Raw genomic sequence first — 18,860 nt, forward strand, 5'->3', positions numbered from 1 at the left:
CAGAGGTTAGATACCAAGATTCTAAAACTGTGGCCAAAATTAGTTGACCACTACAGTTCGACTGTCAGCTGCTCACTCAATGCAGCCACAAAAATGTTGATTAGAATCAAAAACCCGTCAGCAACCCTTCCTCCCTCATCACACCCTCAAGTCAGCAGACAATTAACTTATTTCGCGCCGGGATAGCGCGAAAAAGCATGTCAGGGCCATGGACAGGCACAGAAATTCGTCACCAAAACAGCAAACCCAACACTTCGAAACATTTCAGATAGCTACCCTTTCCTAGTATTAATTGCTGTTCACCGCACGCGTCGCCATTTGACCAATACCACCATGCAAAACATTTAAATCACATAACAAACATTTAATTTACATAAAATTACTAATGGTTTAAGATCTTTTGGCTAACTCAGTTAGCTCACTGTATGCACTACACTTAAACATAAAGGAATAGTATGACTACTGCAGCAGAACAGATCATTCAGGGTCTTAGACAAAACTTTCAGCGCTCACTTGCAACCAGCGACTTAAATAGAGATGGATTTATCGACCGCAATGAGTTGATCCAATTGTTAACTCGAGCAGCCACTCCTTGGCAGATAGCCCAAAATATTGCTAATGAGGTGTTTACTCGCCTTGATACCAACCGCGATGGCCGACTGTCTGTTGCAGATGTTTCAGGTCAGGTGCAGCAAATGACGCAGCAGCCTCAAGTCAGCATGTCTCAAGCCGGCCAACAAGTACTAGCCGGGCTACAACAGAACTTTCAACAGCAGTTAGCGATTGCCGATCATAACCGTGATGGCAAGTTAGATAAAAATGAACTTATCCAAGCATTAATGCGTGCGGCCACGCCATGGCAAGTGGCCAACAATATCGCCGGTGAAATTTTTCTGAAATTGGATAAAAACCGCGATGGTCGCCTAGCGATAGATGAAGTGTCGCAACAACTCCCGAAGATGAGCCACCATGTCAGCAGTAACCCTGCAGTAGAGCAAATCATTGCTGGCTTTAGACAAAACTTCCAGCAAACATTGCAAACTGCAGATGTAAATCGAGATGGTAGCTTAAGTTTTAATGAGCTAGTTAATGCTCTGGTTAAAACCAACGCCCCATATAGCGCTGCACAAACCATGGCCAGAGAAGTATTTCAGCAGTTAGATAACAATCACAATGGTCAGATTGAGCGTCATGAAGCGACGCAGCAAATCAATAACTCGACAACATTGGATTACCATTTAAGAACCAAAATGGAACAAATAATCCAACGTATAACCGCAAACTTCCAACAGTGCTTGCGCCAATCCAACCTTAACTGAGATAACACGTTAGATCGCAACGAAATTATCCAATTGCTGGTAAAATCTAATGTGCCTTGGAATGCCGCCCATGAAATGGCAGATGAAATATTTACCCGTTTAGATAAAGACCGCAACGGCCGACTTTCTGTACAAGATGTGGCAACGACATTGCCGCAAACTGGCCACCATGGTTTGCAGCCAGGCATGACTTATGCTCAGGTTTATCAATTATTTCTTACCAACTTTGTCAATGCCCTGCAAGTTGCAGATATTAGCCAAGATGGCATGGTCAGCCAAAATGAGCTCATCAATACCCTAGTAAAAGCCAATGCTCCTTATCAAAAAGCCCAACAGCTGGCGACCTTTTTATTCCAACAGTTAGACCATCATCGCGATGGACGTTTATCACTGCAAGACATTAAGAACAATGCGCCCTCTCATAGTTATAAAAAGCGTAACCTGCCGCTAGGTAGAAATTTATCTATCATTGGCCAAGGCAGTCATCAGGCTTTATATATTCCATACTCAGATGCAGGTAATAGCGATATTGGTGGCAGCCAAGGATGGTTTGATGTTTATGCTAACTCGACAGAAAAATGGATAGACATATTGCATGAAGGCGGTGGCGATGATCACCGGGTTGACGATACTTGGGGTGGCTATCGCTTTATCGCCTTTATGTTTAAAGCATGTTACCCCAACCTGTCTTCTGTCGATGAAACCAAGTTTCGGTTATCTATGCCTTTTGCTGCGCCAACAGAAGAAGAAGCGGTAAACCTACTTGAGGCCATGCTGATGGGCAATAGTCAAAGCCCAATTGATCTGCCCGATAAAAACGACGAACAATCTTATTTAGTTGAATATTACATGGTGCCGTTGTTATCGAAGTTTACCATTATGTACGGTAGACAAACCCTGCTTCGACTTATGCAAAAACATGGTCATACGTTTGATCGCAATGTAGTTGAAAACATCGCAGCGTGCGCAACCCAGTTTAAAGACGTGTTTGGTGAAGGCAAAACCAGCGGTCTAAATTACCAGTTAGCACAATGGACAGATCCCGTTATGGCTATTATCAGTGCGGGTTTTTTGCTAGTCATTGAAGGAATGATGGACATTGTAAAGCTACAAAGAGCCGACGCCTATAGCTTAGCGAAAATACGCAATGGTGCCAAAACACTCAGAGCCTGCCTCGATGGTATTACTACAACCACAACTTTTATTGATGTCCTGTTAACCGCAGTAGAAATCACTGCCTTGGTTGTCATTACTGGCATTGCTGTAGCCGCTAGTGGTGGTACTGCCTTAGCAGGGGCCGCCGCTGCAATTGTCGCTGGTGTTGGAGCCGGTGGTCTAGCTATCACAAAACTATTGGTTTATAAGCTTGCCAGTGGAGACAACAGCAGTGATATCAAAAACATGGAGCGAGATATGAAAGACATTATGGAAAAAGTGCTGAATATGCTTGGCCCAAATGGTAATACGGCTTATCTCAATGACTCTGAAATGAGGCGATTTATCACCCCAGCCATTCGTACGCGTATTGAAGCAGCCAGAGCCAGTGGTCACTTTTTAGATGGCGCACTTGGTCAGCATATTATTGGTGCGTTCCATTGGGGTATAGATTATCGTTAAAACGTAATCACTTAGCTCAATAGCCATAACGCTATTGAGCTAATTATTGGGCAGTGTCGCTACCTAGCAGTAATTACTTTTGCTTTTGCTGCTTACGCACCTTAGCAATGCGAGAACGATTCTTTAATCGTGCTTCGGCACTGGCTTGGTTTGATGGCTTATTCACTCGAGCTTTACGGCGCTGGTGCGCCGGCTTTTTCTGAATGTTTTCCACCAGCTTCTCGCGATTTGCCACTTCGTAGCCAGGTAAATAATAACGCGGGATCTGTTGTTCGATTAGCTGCTCAATATGAATAAGATCCGACTCTTCTTCACGGCTAACAAAGGTAATGGCGTAGCCAAACTGACCAGCGCGACCTGTGCGGCCAATGCGGTGCACGTAATCTTCTGCTAAGTAAGGTACATCGTAGTTTACCACCCGTGGCAGGCCAACAATATCCAAACCACGCGCAGCCACCTCGGTGGCCACCATTACCCGTACTTTACCATCGGTAAACTCTCTTAACGCGCGACGACGTGCCCCTTGTTTTTTATCGCCATGACAAACATTGGCTGCAATGCCATCAAGTTGAAGCTCTTCAACGAGTTTGTCTGCGGTTTCTTTCATGTTGACGAACACCAACACTTGTTGCCAGTTTTTCTTACCAATCAACTCTGACAGCAACTCACGTTTGCGCTCTTCTTTTACTGGATAAACCACATGGCGAACGGTTTCAGCGGTACTGTTTTCGGGGGCCGCTTGAATTAATTTAGGGTTTTTTAGCACCTGCTTGGCAAATTGCTTCATTGCTGAGGGGAAAGTGGCTGAGAACAGCAGCAATTGCTTATTTTCATCCACCAGCTCAATCACTTTTTGCATATCGTTAATAAAGCCCATGTCGAGCATGCGATCGGCTTCATCTAATACCAAGTGCTTTACAGCGTTTAAGGTTACATTGCCAAGGCGAATATGATCCAATAAGCGCCCAGGTGTGGCCACTAAAATATCTACCCCTTGCTTGAGGCGCTCAGCCTGACCATTGACGTTCACGCCACCAAATAAGGCTTGAACTTTTAAGTCGGTGAATTTGGCAAATGTGGCGCAATTTTTCGCAATTTGATCTGCCAGTTCACGCGTAGGCGCTAAGATCAAAGCGCGCGGCATGGTTTGCTGCTCAGATTCAAGCAATTTATGAATAATCGGCAATGCAAACGCGGCGGTTTTTCCGGTTCCGGTTTGGGCAGTAGCAAGCACATCACTGCCTTGACGCACAGCTGGAATGGCCGCTTGCTGAATAGGCGTGAGCCTGTGGAAATCAATCTCTGTTAGTGCATCTAACAGCGGCTCGGGAAAACTAAATGATGAAAACGTTGCCATAATAACCTACGACCGAATCGAAAACGGTCGCAGATTATATCGGACTAATTCATTTTTAACAAAACTTAAGCAAGGTTTCGTCAATTAATTTTGGTGCATGACCAATGTAGTCACTTTCTGATAAGGCGTTAATTAGCTCAATGCCCTGCTGCTGTTGCTCTTTCGACAGTGGCACATACGGCAACCTAAATAGTGGGTTCACTGCACCGGTCATGATCAAAGCGGTATTAATGGCGATTGGGTTTGGCTCGCAGAACAACCAATTCATGAGTGGCTGCAGTGAGTCATTAAGGGCCTCGTTCGGCTTATCCATTAGCTGACGGAACAGCCCAGGAATAAGGTTAGACGCCACCGAGATAACCCCATGTGCTTGGCTTTTATGGCGGCTCTGGTGTGCTTCGTCATCATTACCAGACCAACAAGCAATGCCTTTTGCCTCATAGTGGGCAATACGCTCGTCGCCAGCACACTCTTTCATGCCAACAAAGTTTTTATGTTTCGCCAGCGGCTCAATAAAGTCAGGAGTCAAGTCTTGCCCGGTGCGACCAGGTACGTTGTAAATAAACGCAGGGCCAACGTCTAATAAGGCATCAAAGTGTGCTTTTAGGCCTGCTGTTGAGGTTCTACCGTAATAAGGGTTGATCTGTAAAGCACAGTCCATTCCCATGGCAAAGCCGTATTGTGTTGCTTTTACCGCTTCACGGGTGTTGTTGCTGCCGGTATTACCAATAATAAGAATACGTCCAGAAAATTTACTCACTGAATGGGCAATAAGCATCAAGTGCTCTTCCCAATTCATAAGCTGACCTTCACCTGTAGTGCCTGCCACCACAATGCCATCAACGCCTGCTTTTATTTGCGCTTCAACCAGCTGATCGTAAGTATCTAGGTCGACATCGCCATTCATGGTGTAAGGCGTTTTAATCGCGGTGATTAAACTTGCTTTTTTAATAGTTTGAATTTGTTGCATAGTGCTTCTTTTACTCTTGCAGATGACTGCTATTTTTATCACAAAAAGACCCACGATCCGACCTAAATAGCACAGTAATTCGCCAAGTTTCTAACAATTTTTGCAAAAGGCTTGTGATTTGCTTAATGATCAAGCAAAATCATAATTACTGTATATTTATCCAGTTAAATAAGTCATGAGCCTAACGTCATATTTAAATACCCATTTTTATACCGCATTGGAGCTGTGTAGTAGCCTTAAAATAGATGAAGAACAGTTATTTCAATGGCAGCAACACAGCTTATTTCCTAAAGCCAGTTATAGCATTAAAAACCAGCTAAATTGCAGCTCTTATTTTGGTTTTTACCAATGTGAAGAATACAGCGATTATTATGCCCGAGGTTTGCTGAACTGGGGCCAACTGCTGACCAAACACAAGGTCGATCAATCCAGTGTGGCGTTTGAGCTGTTTCAACAGCGTTACTGTGAAGCGTTGGCAAAGTGCGCTGAAAAAGGATTTACCACCGACGATCCGTGTTTTGGTGATGATTTAGCTGAGCAAATGCAGCAGGTATGGCAACAGTTTTTGTGTAGCAAGTATGCTGTGATCAGCCAAAATGGCTTAGTTGAAGAGGCCCTTTACATTGACCTTGGCCGCGCCATTATTGACGACATTACCGAGGCCAGAACTGCGGCAACCATTCCACCGGAGCAACGCCAAGCCGTGCATAATGCCATTAAGTTGCTTAATAAAGCCTTGGCAGTAGACATACCGTTAGAGCAAACGGAATCACTGCGCAGTAAATACATTGATCAGCTGATCCGCAAATACGATCTCAGAATAAAGTAAAACCTAATTGCAGGTGTTTGCGCCCTACTAAATTTGCTGCTCTAAGTGCGAGCGAATGATTTCAAACGCCTTTAGCACTTTAAGCTGATCAGGACACAAACTGTCGTACCAGGCATCGAATAACTCGTCGTCTTGCTCACTGAGGGTTTGATACTGTGCTAGCAAGGTTACAATATCACTGTGATTGCAGCTCAGAGAGTCCAGCTCCTGCTGCAAGGCACTATCGTCATTACTTTGTAATTTGGCCAAAATTGAGTTATCTAACTCTGCTTGTTTATCCATAATAAATGCTCGATATATTGTTATTATAATGAGGCCACCTGCACAACCGCATGGGTGTCGTCAAAATTTGTCCATTAGGTTAACTGCGAGTTTGCCGTCGCTTTGTACTACCCTTCATTACTAGTTATAACAGGCAAATTTGACTAAAGTAAGTCTCTTGTGCTCGATTGCTCAAGATGCGTTCAGTTTTGCTGGCAAGCGCTCAATAATCCGCCGCTATTCTTGGTAATTTCCCCATTTTGTTCCTAACAATTGCGCCTGAAGTATCAAAGCAGAAAAAGTAATTGAGAATCGTTGTTATCTACTATATATTATGGATCTAATTGATACATTGTAACATATCATTTTTTAGGAGCTTTTATGAAACCCAATATTCACCCTGACTACGGCTTGGTGGCCTTTCACGACACCGCGGTAGACAAATACTTTATTGTTGGCTCAACCATCAAATCAAGCAGAACCGTTGAGCTCGATGGTAAAACCTATCCTTATGTTCCTATTGATGTTTCTAGTGCATCACACCCATTTTATACCGGTAAACAAAAACTGGTTGCCAGCGATGGACGGGTGGCGCAGTTTAATCGTCGGTTTAAAAACCTCAGCAGTAATACCAATCCGCATTAATACTTGCTCAATTTGAGGGAGCAAATTCGACGCTAACTGCGTTAAAAATTTCTTATTTAGAACAACTAAATAGCAAAATTTTCGCCTTGTTATCGACAGAATTTTCTTGCCTCAAATAGACCACTTAATTAAGCGAATTGGTATAAAAAGGGCTAACATCATGAAAGTATTGAGTTCACTGAAAAGCGCGAAATCCAGACCCGGCTGCCAAGTGGTAAAACGCCGCGGTCGTGTTTTTGTCATTTGTAAAAGCAACCCGCGGTTTAAAGCAGTGCAAGGAAAGAAAAGCCGAAAGTAATACTAGGCAAGCTCAAGCAAGATTACGGTTGTTGAGAGCAGCAAAGACAGTGGCGTTAATGCACTGTCTTTGCTTTGTCGTTAGCTTCCAAATAACAGTTCCCAGAAGCTGGGTGGCTCATGGAGTTCGTGATAGTGTTTACGTAACTCATCAATTTTAGCAATTCGTGCTCTGGCCTTATCTGGCTGCCCTTGATTAATATCACTCAGTGCTGAATCAATGGTATTGATCACCTTATCCAAGCCCTGCTGCGACTGCTTAGCGACATCCGCTTTAAAGTGAAAGTTTTTGCTACTTTCAGCCAGTGTTTTCATTTTAACCAGCGCGGTTTGCAGCTCTTCGGTTGAGCTGGATTTCACCGCGAGTTTATATTGGTGGCCCATTTTTTTCATGGTTTGATTTAGCTCACTGCCCTCTTGGGCCAACCCCATGTGCGAACACATTAATACTAACAATACTGCGATATATCTCATTTTACCCCCAAAGATTGAAACGCCATTATACTGCATAATTCGCGCAGCCTGAACACTTGGGTCTACACTGGTAATGTCTGAAGTTAAAAATCGAATCTATGCTTAAAATTATCATATTTGTTAGTGCATTATTGCTATCTGGAATTAGCCTAGCGAGCCCTATCGCGGTTGCGTTTATCAATCCAGGGCATGAGGGTGATAATGTTACTGGCCACTTTTGGTCAAACGTGAGCAAGGTCATGGAAACGGCCGCAGCCGATTTAAACATTCAGCTATCGATTAAATACGCAAAACGTAATCATATTTTAATGAAGTCATTGGTTAAAGCCGCACTAAACGGTGACTCCGATTATCTTGTGGTAGTTAATGAAAAAGCCAGTGTGATCCCGCTGTTACTTAAGGAAAAGGCCAATAATAAAAAACTGTTGTTTTTGCTTAACGGCCCATCTGCTGAGCAAAACGCCAAGTTACATCAGGCTGGCTACCAAGTGCTCGGCAGTATTGTCCCTGACAATTTCCAAGCCGGCTTTACCCTAATGGCTGAGCTTAGCAAAAAAGCCTCTGCAACTAAGGCCGAACAAGGGGTATTGGCTTTGTTAGGCGATGTTGCCACACCAGCAGCACTCGACAGACAAAAAGGCATGAATGCTTTTATCAGTAAGCATGCGCATCTACAGCTGCTTGCGCAAGTAAACAGTCATTGGTCACAGCAAGATGCTTATCGCATCACCAAAGCTTGGTTAACTCGGGCGCCGGAATTAACCATCGTTTGGGCAGCCAACGATCCTATGGCCTATGGTGCACTACAGGCAGCTCTTGAGCTTGATCGCACTATCACGGTGGGTGGTGTTAACTGGGACTCCCCAATAGCCAAGCAATTGGATGTTTCTATGGGAGGCCACGTGCTCCTCGGTGCCTATGCCCTAGTGCAACTGCGCGCCTTTCACTTAAATCAGAGCGAGATTGGTTTGCATAGGCTGGCTATTTTTAGGCCACTGCAAGAGCAGTACTGGCCACTCTATGAAGCCTTACATGGCAACTTTCCAAAACACCTGGACTTTTTACGTTACATTAACAATAACAACCGCTTCACCATCAAAGATATAAATGAATCAATAATACGCAATGAAGTGCATTAGCTCTGCTTAATTTATCACCTAGGGCTACGTATAAGCTCATAATTCACTCTTTATAACTTAACTATGCAAACCAAGTTTGTCTTACTAACGTGCCGTTGACAGCGCTATCATTACCTGCTTTAGTTACAAAGGTAAACAACATGTAAAGGTGAAAAAATGAAAAAACAGTATTTAACTAAAGCAATTGCCCTATCCACCATCAGTGCGAGCATTGTTGCTAATCTCGCTATGGCGCAAGCAGATCAACGCGTGATCGTTACCTTGCAAAAACAAGCGATGCCAACAGCGCAACCGGTGCAAGTCAGCGCACAGGCTTTGGCGCAATTTAAAACCCAAGCATTAAGGCAACAAGCCTACAGCGTGATGGGCACTAGCGACGTTGAAGCTTTGCCCAGCATTAATGCCTATGTCGCACACGCGTCAGATGAGCAAATCGCGGCATTAAAGTCTAACCCAAGTGTCGCCACGGTAGAGCGTGATCCCAAGCGCTATTTACCTGCCATTACCCCTTGGGCTATCGAGCCGCAAGCAGAAACCACTCCTTATGGCATTAGCATGGTGCAAGCGGATCAACTCTCCGACAGCGCCAGCGGCAATAGCAAAGTGTGCATTATGGACACCGGCTATACCCTAGGTCACCCTGATCTACCCAATACGGGGATCACAGGAGACGATGGCTATGGCAGCCATAATACCGGCGTTTGGAGTAACGATGGCAATGGCCACGGCACCCATGTTGCCGGTACTATCGCCGCTCTTGGAGGTAATAACACTGGGGTGGTTGGAGTTAACCCATCAGGTCAACTGGGTCTGCACATTGTTAAGGTGTTTAACGATCAGGGAAGCTGGGCTTACGGCTCAGATCTGATTAAAGCCATTGAGCAGTGCCAGCAAGCCGGGGCAAATATCACCAGCATGAGTCTCGGTGGTAGTGGTAGCTCCATCGCCGAGCGTAATGCCTTTAGTCAGAGTTATCAAAGTGGCATGTTGCACATTGCCGCAGCAGGAAACGCTGGCAATAGCTCCCTCAGTTACCCAGCCTCTTACGATGCTGTCGTCTCAGTTGCTGCGGTCAATAGCTCCGAGAGCAAAGCGTCGTTTTCTCAATATAATAGTCAAGTTGAAATTGCCGGCCCTGGGGTGAACGTTAACTCCACCTGGAATAACAATGGCTACCGCAGTATCAGTGGTACCTCTATGGCCACACCCCATGTTTCTGGTGTCGCCGCGTTAGTGTGGGGGCAGTTTCCACAATGTAGCGCAGAGCGTATTCGCCAAGTGTTAAACACCACCGCCAAAGACAAAGGCCAAGCGGGCCGTGATACCTCCTATGGTTATGGTATTGTTCAAGCCAAAGCGGCGGTCGATTACCTAAACGCCAATGGCTGTAATGGCGAGCCCTCTGAACCAATCGCAAATTTCAGTTACAGCACCGATGGCTTAACGGTATCTTTCACTAATCAATCAAGTAGAGGCAACTACACGTGGCAATTTGGTGATGGCACCAGCAGTAACCAAGCAAACCCTACACATAGCTACAGTGCCGCAGGGACTTACCAGGTGAGTTTAACCGTCAGTGATGAGAACAACCGCAGTAATACGGCTACGCAGCAAATAACCGTATCAGAACAATCCGGTGGCTGCAGTGGCGTTGCCAACTGGGATGCGACCACACACTATGTGGTAGGCGATAAAGTGGCATACCAAGGATTTGAATACAGTGCCATCCATTGGTCACGTGGCGCTGAGCCCGATGTCTTCTCTAACGTTTGGCGTAAGGGAGCGGCCTGTAACTAGAGCGCTTAAGGCACTGAGCTTACTTCTTAGCTCAGTGCCAATACCACACTGCACACTAAAATGACGCTGATCATTTGCCACTCTCGAGGCCGCATGGCTTCTTTAAAACACCAAACCCCGAGCAAACTGGCGCTAACAATGCCAATGGCACGCTTTAACCCTTCCACTAAACCAGGTTGTACTGTACTTAGTGCCTGCATTTGCAAAATCACGGCGGCAGCAAACACCGCTGCCGAAACCAGCCAAGTGAGGCCATGACGACGTAACTGTAATCCTCTTAACTTAGGTCTTAACACCACCAAGTTAACAAAGAACACCATAAACGTGATGAAGCCGGCATGAAATGACAAGCTACTAAATTGCAGAGCTTGTTTATCAAACACGATGCATAAGCCCCAACACAAAGACGTGATGGCCACCTGCTTGGCACCAGGCTCATGAAATGAAAAGTGCCCGCCTTGAAGGAAAAATGAAGCCACCACAATGGCGCCTATGAGGCCCCATTGCAGCAGTGTTAGCGGTTCACTTAGCAAAACCCAGGCAAAAACCCCCGCTAAGGCCGGAGTAATAGACAATAGCGGCAATACCACGGCCATTCTGCCAAGCGCTAACGCTTGAATAAAGTTGACACTGCCAATGGCCGCTAATACGCCACTGGCCAGTGCTGGAATGAGATAATCTTGACTGGGCAAGCTGGGGTTGGTGGTAAGCCAATACACTATATAGGCAGGCAATACGAGTACGCTGAATAATACTGACATCTGGGCCGCACTGTAATGACTTGCAAGACGTTTACGAAAAAAATCAAATGCCGCCCAATTTAATGCGCTTAACAACGCCACTCCCATTTAGACTCCTTTTAAAGCCAGCTCTGCTTGAAACTTCATGTAGTCATTAATTTTAAAGTGATCTGGCTTCCAACCCAATAAAAAGCGATAAAAATCAGCCCATACCACAGGCCAAAGAGCACGCCACTCACTGAGTAGCTCAGCAATATCAAGAGACGCCACTTTGCCAAGTAACTCCAACCTCAAGGTGTCTAAATATAGGGTTAAGTATTCGTCTGCGTGCATTAATTGCTCGTGTTCATCGAGCACCGAGGTCAATAGCAACATCAAGTCGGCCACCCCCACCCCTTTACCGACATACTGAAAATCAAAGCCTAAAACTTCATCGCCATGAAAGGCAAAATTAGCTAATTTAGCATCGCCATGTAACCAGGTTTGCCAGCGACTTTGCTTAATTTGCTTGGCTAATAACGGCGCGGCTTCTTTCATACTCCCCGGCGCCATGCGCTGCAGCTCATCAGGGCGAGTATCTAAATGCCAATAATTGCCCTGTGACCACACATGCTCTACCGGGCTTTGCAAAAAGTGCGCGTGAAACTTGGCCAACCAAGTTATCACCGCGAGCAATTGTGACTGTGAAGGGGAATCAACTTGCACAAAGCCTTGCGCTGAAAAGTCGCGCAGTACCATGTAGTCGATGTCGCCATGCTTGCCTTCACCAAGGTAATTGGCGGTATTACAGGGATGGAGTAACTCTATGGCATGGAACTTATAGAAATTTCGCTCTACCACATAGGATTTTGCTTTACGTTGCAACGCCTGAGTTGATTGCGCAATGCGGCGATGTTCAATGTGACTGGGCACCTGGGTGCGTTTTATGGCTAATCTGCCAGCGTCATGATCAATAAACAACATGTCGCCACAACCACTCCACAGTTGTTGCTCTTGTTGTTCAGCGATTGGCGCAGAGATCACCTGAGTGGGAATGTCAATTTTCAATGTGATACACCTATTTAATTATACTGTACAGCGTATCTCTTTAACCACTCAGCCAGTAAGCAAACAGATCCACTGTGGTTTCAACATTATAGCTGTATTTATTATCATTACCTAACATGAAAAAGCCCTTAACCAAACGGTTAAGAGCTATTACGTTTTCCGCTAAAAAGGGCAATGCTTAGTTGTTAACTGCCTGCTTGAACGTTTCTTTCGCCGTCTCTTCGGTAAGTAGATTCATATCAAAATCAAACTCGTCCACTCGGATAGCTTTTTCACGTTTGCGGTTGTAGTCAACTAACTTGGCATACTCTTCTTCAGTGATAAGGTTAGCCACAAGTGCGTTGTCTAGCGTTTGCTCAAATCTCACACCTGGTTGCACTTCACGCTTACGAATGGCGCGCTTAACCTTAGTCAGTAGCTCTAAGCAACCCATCTTGGCTTTGTAAGCTTGCTCATTGATGTCATGACCGTCACCTGCTGTTGGCTTCACAAGGTGAGTTAACTGCGCTTTAAATGGCGTATCCATTTGTGCTGCCGCAGCCAGCTCACGCACCATATCATCATTGATCTTCGGCATTTGCTTACCACTAAACTGTAACGTGATGGTGCGCATAAAGCGACGTGCACCACTGGCCGGGAAGTTATCCAAGAATTTATGCAAGGCTTCTTCGGCACAGGTTAAAGCATGACGAGTGGCGTAGTGGAAATAAGGCGCAGCTTGTTCGCGCTGAGCTACCGCTACTTTTTGCTCATAATACTTAATCGATGCCATGGCCGCGTATAAATGACTCATTACATCACCTAAACGCGCTGACAACATTTCTGCCTGCTTCAGCTTGCCTCCTAAAACCAATAGCGAGAAGTCAGCGTAAACAGCAAGTTTTGCCGCTAAGCGGTGTGCTGCTTTTTCATAAGCACGCACTTCTGGTAGTGATGACTTCGCTTCGGCAGTAAATGGCATTAAGCCGTATTTAAATGCTCTTAAGCTATTGGCAACACTGTAACCTACCGTTTTGGTCAGGATACCGCGGAACTGGCTGTCGGCATTTTTCTCTTCACTGTGGATAGACTCAACCATAGACTGCAGGTACGGGTGACAACGCATCACACCTTGACCGAAAATCATTAGGTTGCGAGTCAGAATGTTGGCCCCCTCCACCGTAATGGCAATCGGCTGCGCAACATAACCACTTGCTAAGGTATTTTGTGGACCATTTTGAATCGCTTTACCCGCAAGAATGTCCATCGCTGAGTCGAGTACGTCACGGCCAGTCTCTGTCATGTGGTACTTGGCAATCGCCGTTACCACAGAAGGTTTAAAGCCCATGCCTAAACCTTCAGTGGTTAACACTCGCATGGCTTCCTGCATGTAGGTTTTACCAGCGATATCTGCTAGTTTCTCTTGAATGCCTTCAAATTGACCAATAGATAAACCAAATTGCTCACGCACAGCAGCGTATTCTGATGCCGATTTTAGTGCTACTTGGCTGGTTGATACACCGAGTGCAGGAAGAGAAATACCGCGGCCAGCGCCTAAGCAGCTTACTAGCATCTGCCAACCACGACCGATGTTCTTCTGGCCACCGATGATAAACTCCATCGGAATAAATACTTTTTCACCGCGAGTAGTACCATTGTAAAAACGCACACCCATAGGGTCGTGACGGTTACCGAGTCGCACACCTGGGTGGTCATGCGGGATAAGGGCACAAGTGATACCTAGCTCTTTTTTACCGCCCAATAACCCTTCTGGGTCAAACACTTTAAAGGCTAAACCAAGCACAGTGGCAATTGGTGCTAGCGTGATATAACGCTTGTCCCAAGTGATCTCAAGACCCAAGACCTCTTCACCATTGAAGGTGCCTTTCTTAACAATACCTTGGTCTGGAATACCGCCAGCATCAGAACCGGCTTCTGGGCTAGTTAATGCAAAACATGGAATATCACGACCGTTGGCAAGGCGAGGTAAGTAATGCGCTTGTTGCTCTTTGGTACCATAGTGCAATAACAGCTCGCCTGGACCTAACGAGTTAGGAACCATAACCGTTACTGCCACCGCTGATGATTTTGTTGCGATGGTACCAACGATGGTTGAGTTAGCGTAAGGGCTAAACTCTAAACCACCGTACTCTTTAGGAATGATCAAAGAAAAGAAGCGTTCTTTTTTCAAAAATTCTAAAATATGCTCTGGTAAATGCTTACCATTTTGAATTTCTGAATCGTCAATCATGCCCATTAATTCTTTTACCGGGCCTTCAAGAAACGCCTGCTCTTCAGCACTTAATTTGGCTTCCGGCACTGCTCTTAGCGCAGTAAAGTCTGGTTTGCCTTGATAAATAGATCCCTCAAGCCAAACATCACCGGCATCGAGTGCCTCTTGCTCTGTGGTTGAAATGCTAGGGAGGATTTTTCGTAAATTCGTTCTTAAGCTCATAGTAAACTCATCCGACCAGATAAATATACTTACATTACGGCATAAAAATTCGTTTAGATCAATTACTCTATTTAACTTTTTAACGCCTTTTTTACTGTATTAGCGTCGATTTCATATAAATAACTGGAAAATTAATGGCTTACAGCTGTACGCTGAATCTGATTTTTTGCCTACAAACGGGCAGAAAAATAACGCCAAAAGGGTTATTGGCAGTGCAGTTTAGCCCCTTGATTGCTTTGTTTGGGGGTGGCGGTTAAAAATGGCTGCGCTTAGCGTCACACAGTTGCTCAAAGATTTCAGGGGGTACGGCCACTTCTAGGCCTCTTCTACCGGCACTGACATAGACTTTTTGATACTCGAAGGCACTGGCATGCACCCAAGTAGGTAGGCGCTTTTTTTGCCCAAAAGGGCTGATACCACCAATCACATAACCGCTCGATTTCTCTGCCAATGACTGCTCGGCTAACTGTGCCTTTTTACCGCCACAGGCTTTCGCAAAGGCTTTCAGGTCAACCTGTTTTGTGGCAGGAGAAATGGCCACATGCAGATTGCCATCGACGCTTAATAGCAAGGTTTTAAACACTTGTTGCTGCGCTAAACCCAACTTGTTTACCGCCTCGTTAGCAAAGTCATTGTCGTTTGGGTCGTGGCTAAATTGTAACACTTCAAATTCCACTCGTGCCTTTTTCAGTGCCTTGATTGCCGGCGTCATATTCAATACCTAAGTGTTAGAAAAGATGGTTGTCTGTGGTTGCTATAGTGTCATAGTAATAGCAAACGTGTTTGATAACACAATAGTAAAAATCGCCAAGGTGTTTTTATTCGAGAGTGACAATCTGCACTATACTTAGTGTAATTCGCTTGGTTAACCGCCTAAGGTTACCAGCAGCCATTACCTTTTGTAGAACCGAGCTGCTAACGACTCAAGCGCGAACCGTTGCGAATTGCTATTACTATCATTATGTTAGCACAACGGCCGTAGGTCGTGCTGGCATAAACCATTGACTATCAAGGTGAGTAACCAGACTATGCAAGTGTTAAGATATGCCACATGTCTTATTGCACTGTATATGGGCATAGCACTCCTTTGCCAAGAATATCAGGATTGGCGTATTGGACAAGTATGCGACAGTAAATGCTATCGCTTGAACACGGATGACGCGACCAAGCCCCATAACCGCGTAACCAATGAAACGCTATGTTACTGCGGAGAAACACCCGAACATATCTTAGTGGTGAATTAGTGGTGCAATAAAAAAGCCCGCACAGCTGTGCGGGCTTTTCATTTGCTAGTTAGCAAAACTACTTGGTTAGATCGTCAAAGAATTTCTTCACACCATCGAAAAAGCCTTGTGCTTTCGGACGGTTTTTACCATTGTTATCGCCCATCGACTCTTCAAGCTCGTGTAAAAGCTCTTTTTGACGTTCGTTAAGGTTAACCGGTGTCTCGATAACAACCTTACAAATTAAGTCGCCTACCGCGCCACTGCGCACCGACTTAACCCCTTTACCACGCATGCGGAACATTTTACCTGTCTGGCTCTCAGCTGGGATCTTCAATTTCGCACGGCCGTCTAAGGTCGGTACTTCAATCTCACCACCCAGTGCTGCGGTAGTGAAGCTGATCGGAACCTCACAGTATAAATTGTTGCCATCGCGAACAAAAATGGGGTGCTCTTTCACCGCCACTTGCACGTACAAGTCACCGGCTGGGGCACCGTGCATTCCTGCTTCCCCTTCGCCCGATAGTCTTACTCGGTCTCCGGTATCCACACCCGCTGGGATCTTAACATTCAGTGTCTTAGTCTTTTCTACGCGGCCCTGACCATGACAGCTATTACAGGGATCGGAAATCACTTGGCCTGTGCCCTGACAGGTTGGACACGTTTGTTGTACTGCAAAAAAGCCTTGGCGCATTTGCACTTGGCCAGCACCATGACAGGTTGTACAGGTTTTAGGTTTCGAACCAGCTTTGGCACCACTGCCATCGCACGGCTCACAGCTAACCCAAGTGGGCACCTTGATGTCCACTTCTTTACCGCGTACTGCCTCTTCAAGACTTAGCTCAAGGTTATATCTTAAATCGGAACCGCGCTGTTGTCGCGATTGACGACGACCACCGCCGCCACCAAAGATATCACCGAATACGTCCCCAAAGATATCACCAAAGTCGCCGGCACCGCCAAATCCACCATGACCTGCACCACCACCTTGTTCGAAAGCTGCATGGCCGTATTGATCATACATCTGGCGTTTTTGACTATCAGTCAATATCTCGTAAGCTTCTTTTACTTCTTTGAATTTCGCTTCGAGATCGGCGTTACCAGCGGTACGGTCAGGGTGATACTTCATAGCAAGGCGTTTGTACGCCTTTTTAATGTCACGTTCACTGGCGTCTCTAGAAACACCTAATACTTCATAATAGTCAGGTTTAGACATTTTTATCACACTACTCTTTTATGGCAACGGTTGTTGCTACAAACTCTATCGCTTAAATCTGGGTAGCCACTGCAATACCAACTTACTTATTTATTCCCTCAAATAGAGCAAGTCTTGATGCCGATTGCCATTACTATCCCGCGCAAAATAGAGTTTTTTATAAACACGTAGGGCGCGACAAGCCTTACAGCCAGCGCGCCCTCCTCAAAGACTCAAGCTTACTTCTTGTCGTCTTTCACTTCTTCGAATTCAGCATCCACTACGTCGTCGTCTTGCTTCGCTGATTCTTGCTGCGCGCCTGCGTCACCGCCTGCTTGTTGCGCTTGTGCTTTCGCTTGCGCAATTTCCATTAGCTTTTGCGACTTCTCAGCAAGTGCTTGGGTCTTAGCATCGATGTCTTCTTTGCTGTCGCCTTTAATTGCTGTTTCAAGCTCGTTTAAAGCTGCTTCAATGGCAGTTTTGTCGTCAGCTGGTAAGTCATCACCGGCTTCTTCAACCTGCTTGCGCGTTGCGTGAACTAGTGCATCCGCTTGGTTACGAGCGCCAACTAGCTCTTCAAACTTCTTGTCTTCTTCCGCGTTGGCTTCTGCATCACGTACCATTTTCTCTACTTCGTCGTCGCTTAGACCAGAAGAAGCTTGGATAGTGATCTTTTGCTCTTTACCTGTATCTTTATCTTTCGCAGATACGTGTAGGATACCATCAGCATCGACGTCGAAGGTTACTTCGATTTGTGGTACACCACGCTGAGCTGGACGAATGCCTTCTAGGTTAAATTGACCTAGCGACTTGTTGTCTGCCGAACGCTTACGCTCACCCTGCAATACATGGATAGTTACTGCAGACTGGTTGTCTTCTGCTGTTGAGAACGTTTGCGACTTCTTAGTTGGGATAGTCGTGTTTTTCTCAATCAGTGCCGTCATCACTTGACCCATGGTCTCGATACCAAGAGATAGCGGACATACGTCTAGTAGTAGAACGTCTTTTACGTCACCTGCAAGTACACCACCTTGAACTGCAGCACCTACTGCTACTGCTTCATCCGGGTTAACGTCTTTACGTGGCTCTTTACCAAAGAACTCAGCAACTGTTTTCTGTACTAGTGGCATACGTGTTTGACCACCGACAAGAATGATGTCGTTAACGTCGTTCACAGACAGGTCTGAGTCAGCCAGTGCACGTTTTAGTGGTTCGATAGATTTAGACACTAGGTCTTCTACCAATGACTCAAGCTTAGCGCGAGTCAGTTTAACGTTCATGTGCTTAGGACCTGTAGCGTCAGCAGTAACATAAGGTAGGTTTACCTCAGTTTGCTGTGCTGATGAAAGCTCGATTTTCGCTTTTTCAGCTGCTTCTTTAACACGCTGCATCGCCAGTGGATCTGTCTTCAGGTCAATGCCTTGGTCTTTCTTAAACTCTTCAACAAGGTAGTTGATAACGCGGTTATCGAAGTCTTCACCACCTAGGTGAGTATCACCATTTGTTGCAAGTACTT

General features: G+C 45.6%; 17 protein-coding genes. 7 read left to right on the forward strand and 10 right to left on the reverse strand.

Going from position 1 to position 18,860, the window contains the following annotated elements; all coding sequences use genetic code 11:
- The first annotated feature begins 455 nt into the window (after positions 1-455).
- Positions 456-1,319, forward strand: coding sequence for an EF-hand domain-containing protein (locus ACNKW2_RS16995; protein WP_419149622.1), 864 nt, complete (start codon positions 456-458; stop codon positions 1,317-1,319).
- Between the two features lie 75 nt (positions 1,320-1,394).
- Positions 1,395-2,936 carry a penta-EF hand family protein gene (locus tag ACNKW2_RS17000; RefSeq protein WP_419149623.1) on the forward strand — a complete coding sequence of 514 codons (1,542 nt, stop codon included), beginning with the start codon at positions 1,395-1,397 and terminating at the stop codon, positions 2,934-2,936.
- Between the two features lie 73 nt (positions 2,937-3,009).
- On the opposite strand, the gene ACNKW2_RS17005 is transcribed toward ACNKW2_RS17000, so the two are convergent.
- A complete protein-coding gene (locus ACNKW2_RS17005) occupies positions 3,010-4,293 on the reverse strand; it encodes a DEAD/DEAH box helicase (protein ID WP_419149624.1) in 1,284 nt (427 codons plus the stop codon).
- Positions 4,294-4,348: 55 nt separating this feature from the next.
- Positions 4,349-5,263 carry a 4-hydroxy-tetrahydrodipicolinate synthase gene (gene dapA, locus ACNKW2_RS17010; RefSeq protein WP_419149625.1) on the reverse strand — a complete coding sequence of 305 codons (915 nt, stop codon included), beginning with the start codon at positions 5,261-5,263 and terminating at the stop codon, positions 4,349-4,351.
- 175 nt (positions 5,264-5,438) lie between these two features.
- Between dapA and ACNKW2_RS17015 the strand changes: the two genes are divergently transcribed.
- Positions 5,439-6,092 (forward strand): DUF6058 family natural product biosynthesis protein, encoded by a 654-nt coding sequence (locus ACNKW2_RS17015; RefSeq protein ID WP_419149626.1) that lies wholly within the window; start codon positions 5,439-5,441, stop codon positions 6,090-6,092.
- Between the two features lie 27 nt (positions 6,093-6,119).
- Here the strand turns inward: ACNKW2_RS17015 and ACNKW2_RS17020 are convergent, their stop codons facing one another.
- Positions 6,120-6,374 carry a hypothetical protein gene (locus ACNKW2_RS17020; protein ID WP_419149627.1) on the reverse strand — a complete coding sequence of 85 codons (255 nt, stop codon included), beginning with the start codon at positions 6,372-6,374 and terminating at the stop codon, positions 6,120-6,122.
- A gap of 360 nt (positions 6,375-6,734) precedes the next feature.
- Between ACNKW2_RS17020 and ACNKW2_RS17025 the strand changes: the two genes are divergently transcribed.
- Positions 6,735-6,998, forward strand: coding sequence for a type B 50S ribosomal protein L31 (locus tag ACNKW2_RS17025; RefSeq protein ID WP_419149628.1), 264 nt, complete (start codon positions 6,735-6,737; stop codon positions 6,996-6,998).
- Between the two features lie 160 nt (positions 6,999-7,158).
- On the forward strand, positions 7,159-7,296 hold the full coding sequence (gene ykgO, locus ACNKW2_RS17030; RefSeq protein WP_336564994.1) for a type B 50S ribosomal protein L36: 138 nt from the start codon (positions 7,159-7,161) through the stop codon (positions 7,294-7,296).
- Positions 7,297-7,376: 80 nt separating this feature from the next.
- On the opposite strand, the gene ACNKW2_RS17035 is transcribed toward ykgO, so the two are convergent.
- On the reverse strand, positions 7,377-7,769 hold the full coding sequence (locus ACNKW2_RS17035) for a cytochrome b562 (protein ID WP_419149629.1): 393 nt from the start codon (positions 7,767-7,769) through the stop codon (positions 7,377-7,379).
- 98 nt (positions 7,770-7,867) lie between these two features.
- Here ACNKW2_RS17035 and ACNKW2_RS17040 point away from each other — a divergent pair, with 98 nt between their 5' ends.
- Both ACNKW2_RS17040 and ACNKW2_RS17045 read left to right on the forward strand, forming a co-directional pair.
- On the forward strand, positions 7,868-8,908 hold the full coding sequence (locus ACNKW2_RS17040; RefSeq protein ID WP_419149630.1) for an ABC transporter substrate-binding protein: 1,041 nt from the start codon (positions 7,868-7,870) through the stop codon (positions 8,906-8,908).
- Between the two features lie 156 nt (positions 8,909-9,064).
- Positions 9,065-10,705 carry a S8 family serine peptidase gene (locus ACNKW2_RS17045; RefSeq protein ID WP_419149631.1) on the forward strand — a complete coding sequence of 547 codons (1,641 nt, stop codon included), beginning with the start codon at positions 9,065-9,067 and terminating at the stop codon, positions 10,703-10,705.
- 26 nt (positions 10,706-10,731) lie between these two features.
- Here the strand turns inward: ACNKW2_RS17045 and ACNKW2_RS17050 are convergent, their stop codons facing one another.
- From ACNKW2_RS17050 to dnaK, 6 genes are all read right to left on the reverse strand, one after another.
- Positions 10,732-11,553, reverse strand: coding sequence for an EamA family transporter (locus ACNKW2_RS17050; protein WP_419149632.1), 822 nt, complete (start codon positions 11,551-11,553; stop codon positions 10,732-10,734).
- Positions 11,554-12,492 carry a phosphotransferase gene (locus tag ACNKW2_RS17055; RefSeq protein ID WP_419149633.1) on the reverse strand — a complete coding sequence of 313 codons (939 nt, stop codon included), beginning with the start codon at positions 12,490-12,492 and terminating at the stop codon, positions 11,554-11,556.
- 178 nt (positions 12,493-12,670) lie between these two features.
- A complete protein-coding gene (locus tag ACNKW2_RS17060; RefSeq protein ID WP_419149634.1) occupies positions 12,671-14,926 on the reverse strand; it encodes an acyl-CoA dehydrogenase in 2,256 nt (751 codons plus the stop codon).
- 253 nt (positions 14,927-15,179) lie between these two features.
- The gene (gene ybaK, locus ACNKW2_RS17065) at positions 15,180-15,638 is read right to left on the reverse strand and encodes a Cys-tRNA(Pro) deacylase (protein ID WP_419149635.1); all 459 of its coding nucleotides are present in this window, start codon (positions 15,636-15,638) and stop codon (positions 15,180-15,182) included.
- 590 nt (positions 15,639-16,228) lie between these two features.
- Positions 16,229-17,365 carry a molecular chaperone DnaJ gene (gene dnaJ, locus ACNKW2_RS17070; protein WP_419149636.1) on the reverse strand — a complete coding sequence of 379 codons (1,137 nt, stop codon included), beginning with the start codon at positions 17,363-17,365 and terminating at the stop codon, positions 16,229-16,231.
- Positions 17,366-17,583: 218 nt separating this feature from the next.
- Positions 17,584-18,860 (reverse strand): molecular chaperone DnaK (gene dnaK, locus ACNKW2_RS17075; RefSeq protein ID WP_419149637.1); only part of this gene is annotated, 1,277 nt, incomplete at its 5' end.

Source organism: Pseudoalteromonas 'SMAR' (assembly GCF_048515945.1).
In the GTDB taxonomy this organism is placed as follows: Bacteria; Pseudomonadota; Gammaproteobacteria; order Enterobacterales; family Alteromonadaceae; genus Pseudoalteromonas.

Bases quoted from the DNA above. Each gene is read 5' to 3' on its own strand.
- ACNKW2_RS17045 (WP_419149631.1), top strand. From the start codon at position 9,065: ATGAAAAAACAGTATTTAACTAAAGCAATTGCCCTATCCACCATCAGT.
- ACNKW2_RS17035 (WP_419149629.1), bottom strand. From the start codon at position 7,769: ATGAGATATATCGCAGTATTGTTAGTATTAATGTGTTCGCACATGGGG.
- ACNKW2_RS17050 (WP_419149632.1), bottom strand. From the start codon at position 11,553: ATGGGAGTGGCGTTGTTAAGCGCATTAAATTGGGCGGCATTTGATTTT.
- ACNKW2_RS17020 (WP_419149627.1), bottom strand. From the start codon at position 6,374: ATGGATAAACAAGCAGAGTTAGATAACTCAATTTTGGCCAAATTACAA.
- ACNKW2_RS17040 (WP_419149630.1), top strand. From the start codon at position 7,868: ATGCTTAAAATTATCATATTTGTTAGTGCATTATTGCTATCTGGAATT.
- ACNKW2_RS17005 (WP_419149624.1), bottom strand. From the start codon at position 4,293: ATGGCAACGTTTTCATCATTTAGTTTTCCCGAGCCGCTGTTAGATGCA.
- dapA (WP_419149625.1), bottom strand. From the start codon at position 5,263: ATGCAACAAATTCAAACTATTAAAAAAGCAAGTTTAATCACCGCGATT.
- ACNKW2_RS17000 (WP_419149623.1), top strand. From the start codon at position 1,395: ATGGCAGATGAAATATTTACCCGTTTAGATAAAGACCGCAACGGCCGA.
- dnaJ (WP_419149636.1), bottom strand. From the start codon at position 17,365: ATGTCTAAACCTGACTATTATGAAGTATTAGGTGTTTCTAGAGACGCC.
- ACNKW2_RS17060 (WP_419149634.1), bottom strand. From the start codon at position 14,926: ATGAGCTTAAGAACGAATTTACGAAAAATCCTCCCTAGCATTTCAACC.
- ACNKW2_RS17015 (WP_419149626.1), top strand. From the start codon at position 5,439: ATGAGCCTAACGTCATATTTAAATACCCATTTTTATACCGCATTGGAG.
- ACNKW2_RS16995 (WP_419149622.1), top strand. From the start codon at position 456: ATGACTACTGCAGCAGAACAGATCATTCAGGGTCTTAGACAAAACTTT.
- ACNKW2_RS17025 (WP_419149628.1), top strand. From the start codon at position 6,735: ATGAAACCCAATATTCACCCTGACTACGGCTTGGTGGCCTTTCACGAC.
- ykgO (WP_336564994.1), top strand. From the start codon at position 7,159: ATGAAAGTATTGAGTTCACTGAAAAGCGCGAAATCCAGACCCGGCTGC.
- ybaK (WP_419149635.1), bottom strand. From the start codon at position 15,638: ATGACGCCGGCAATCAAGGCACTGAAAAAGGCACGAGTGGAATTTGAA.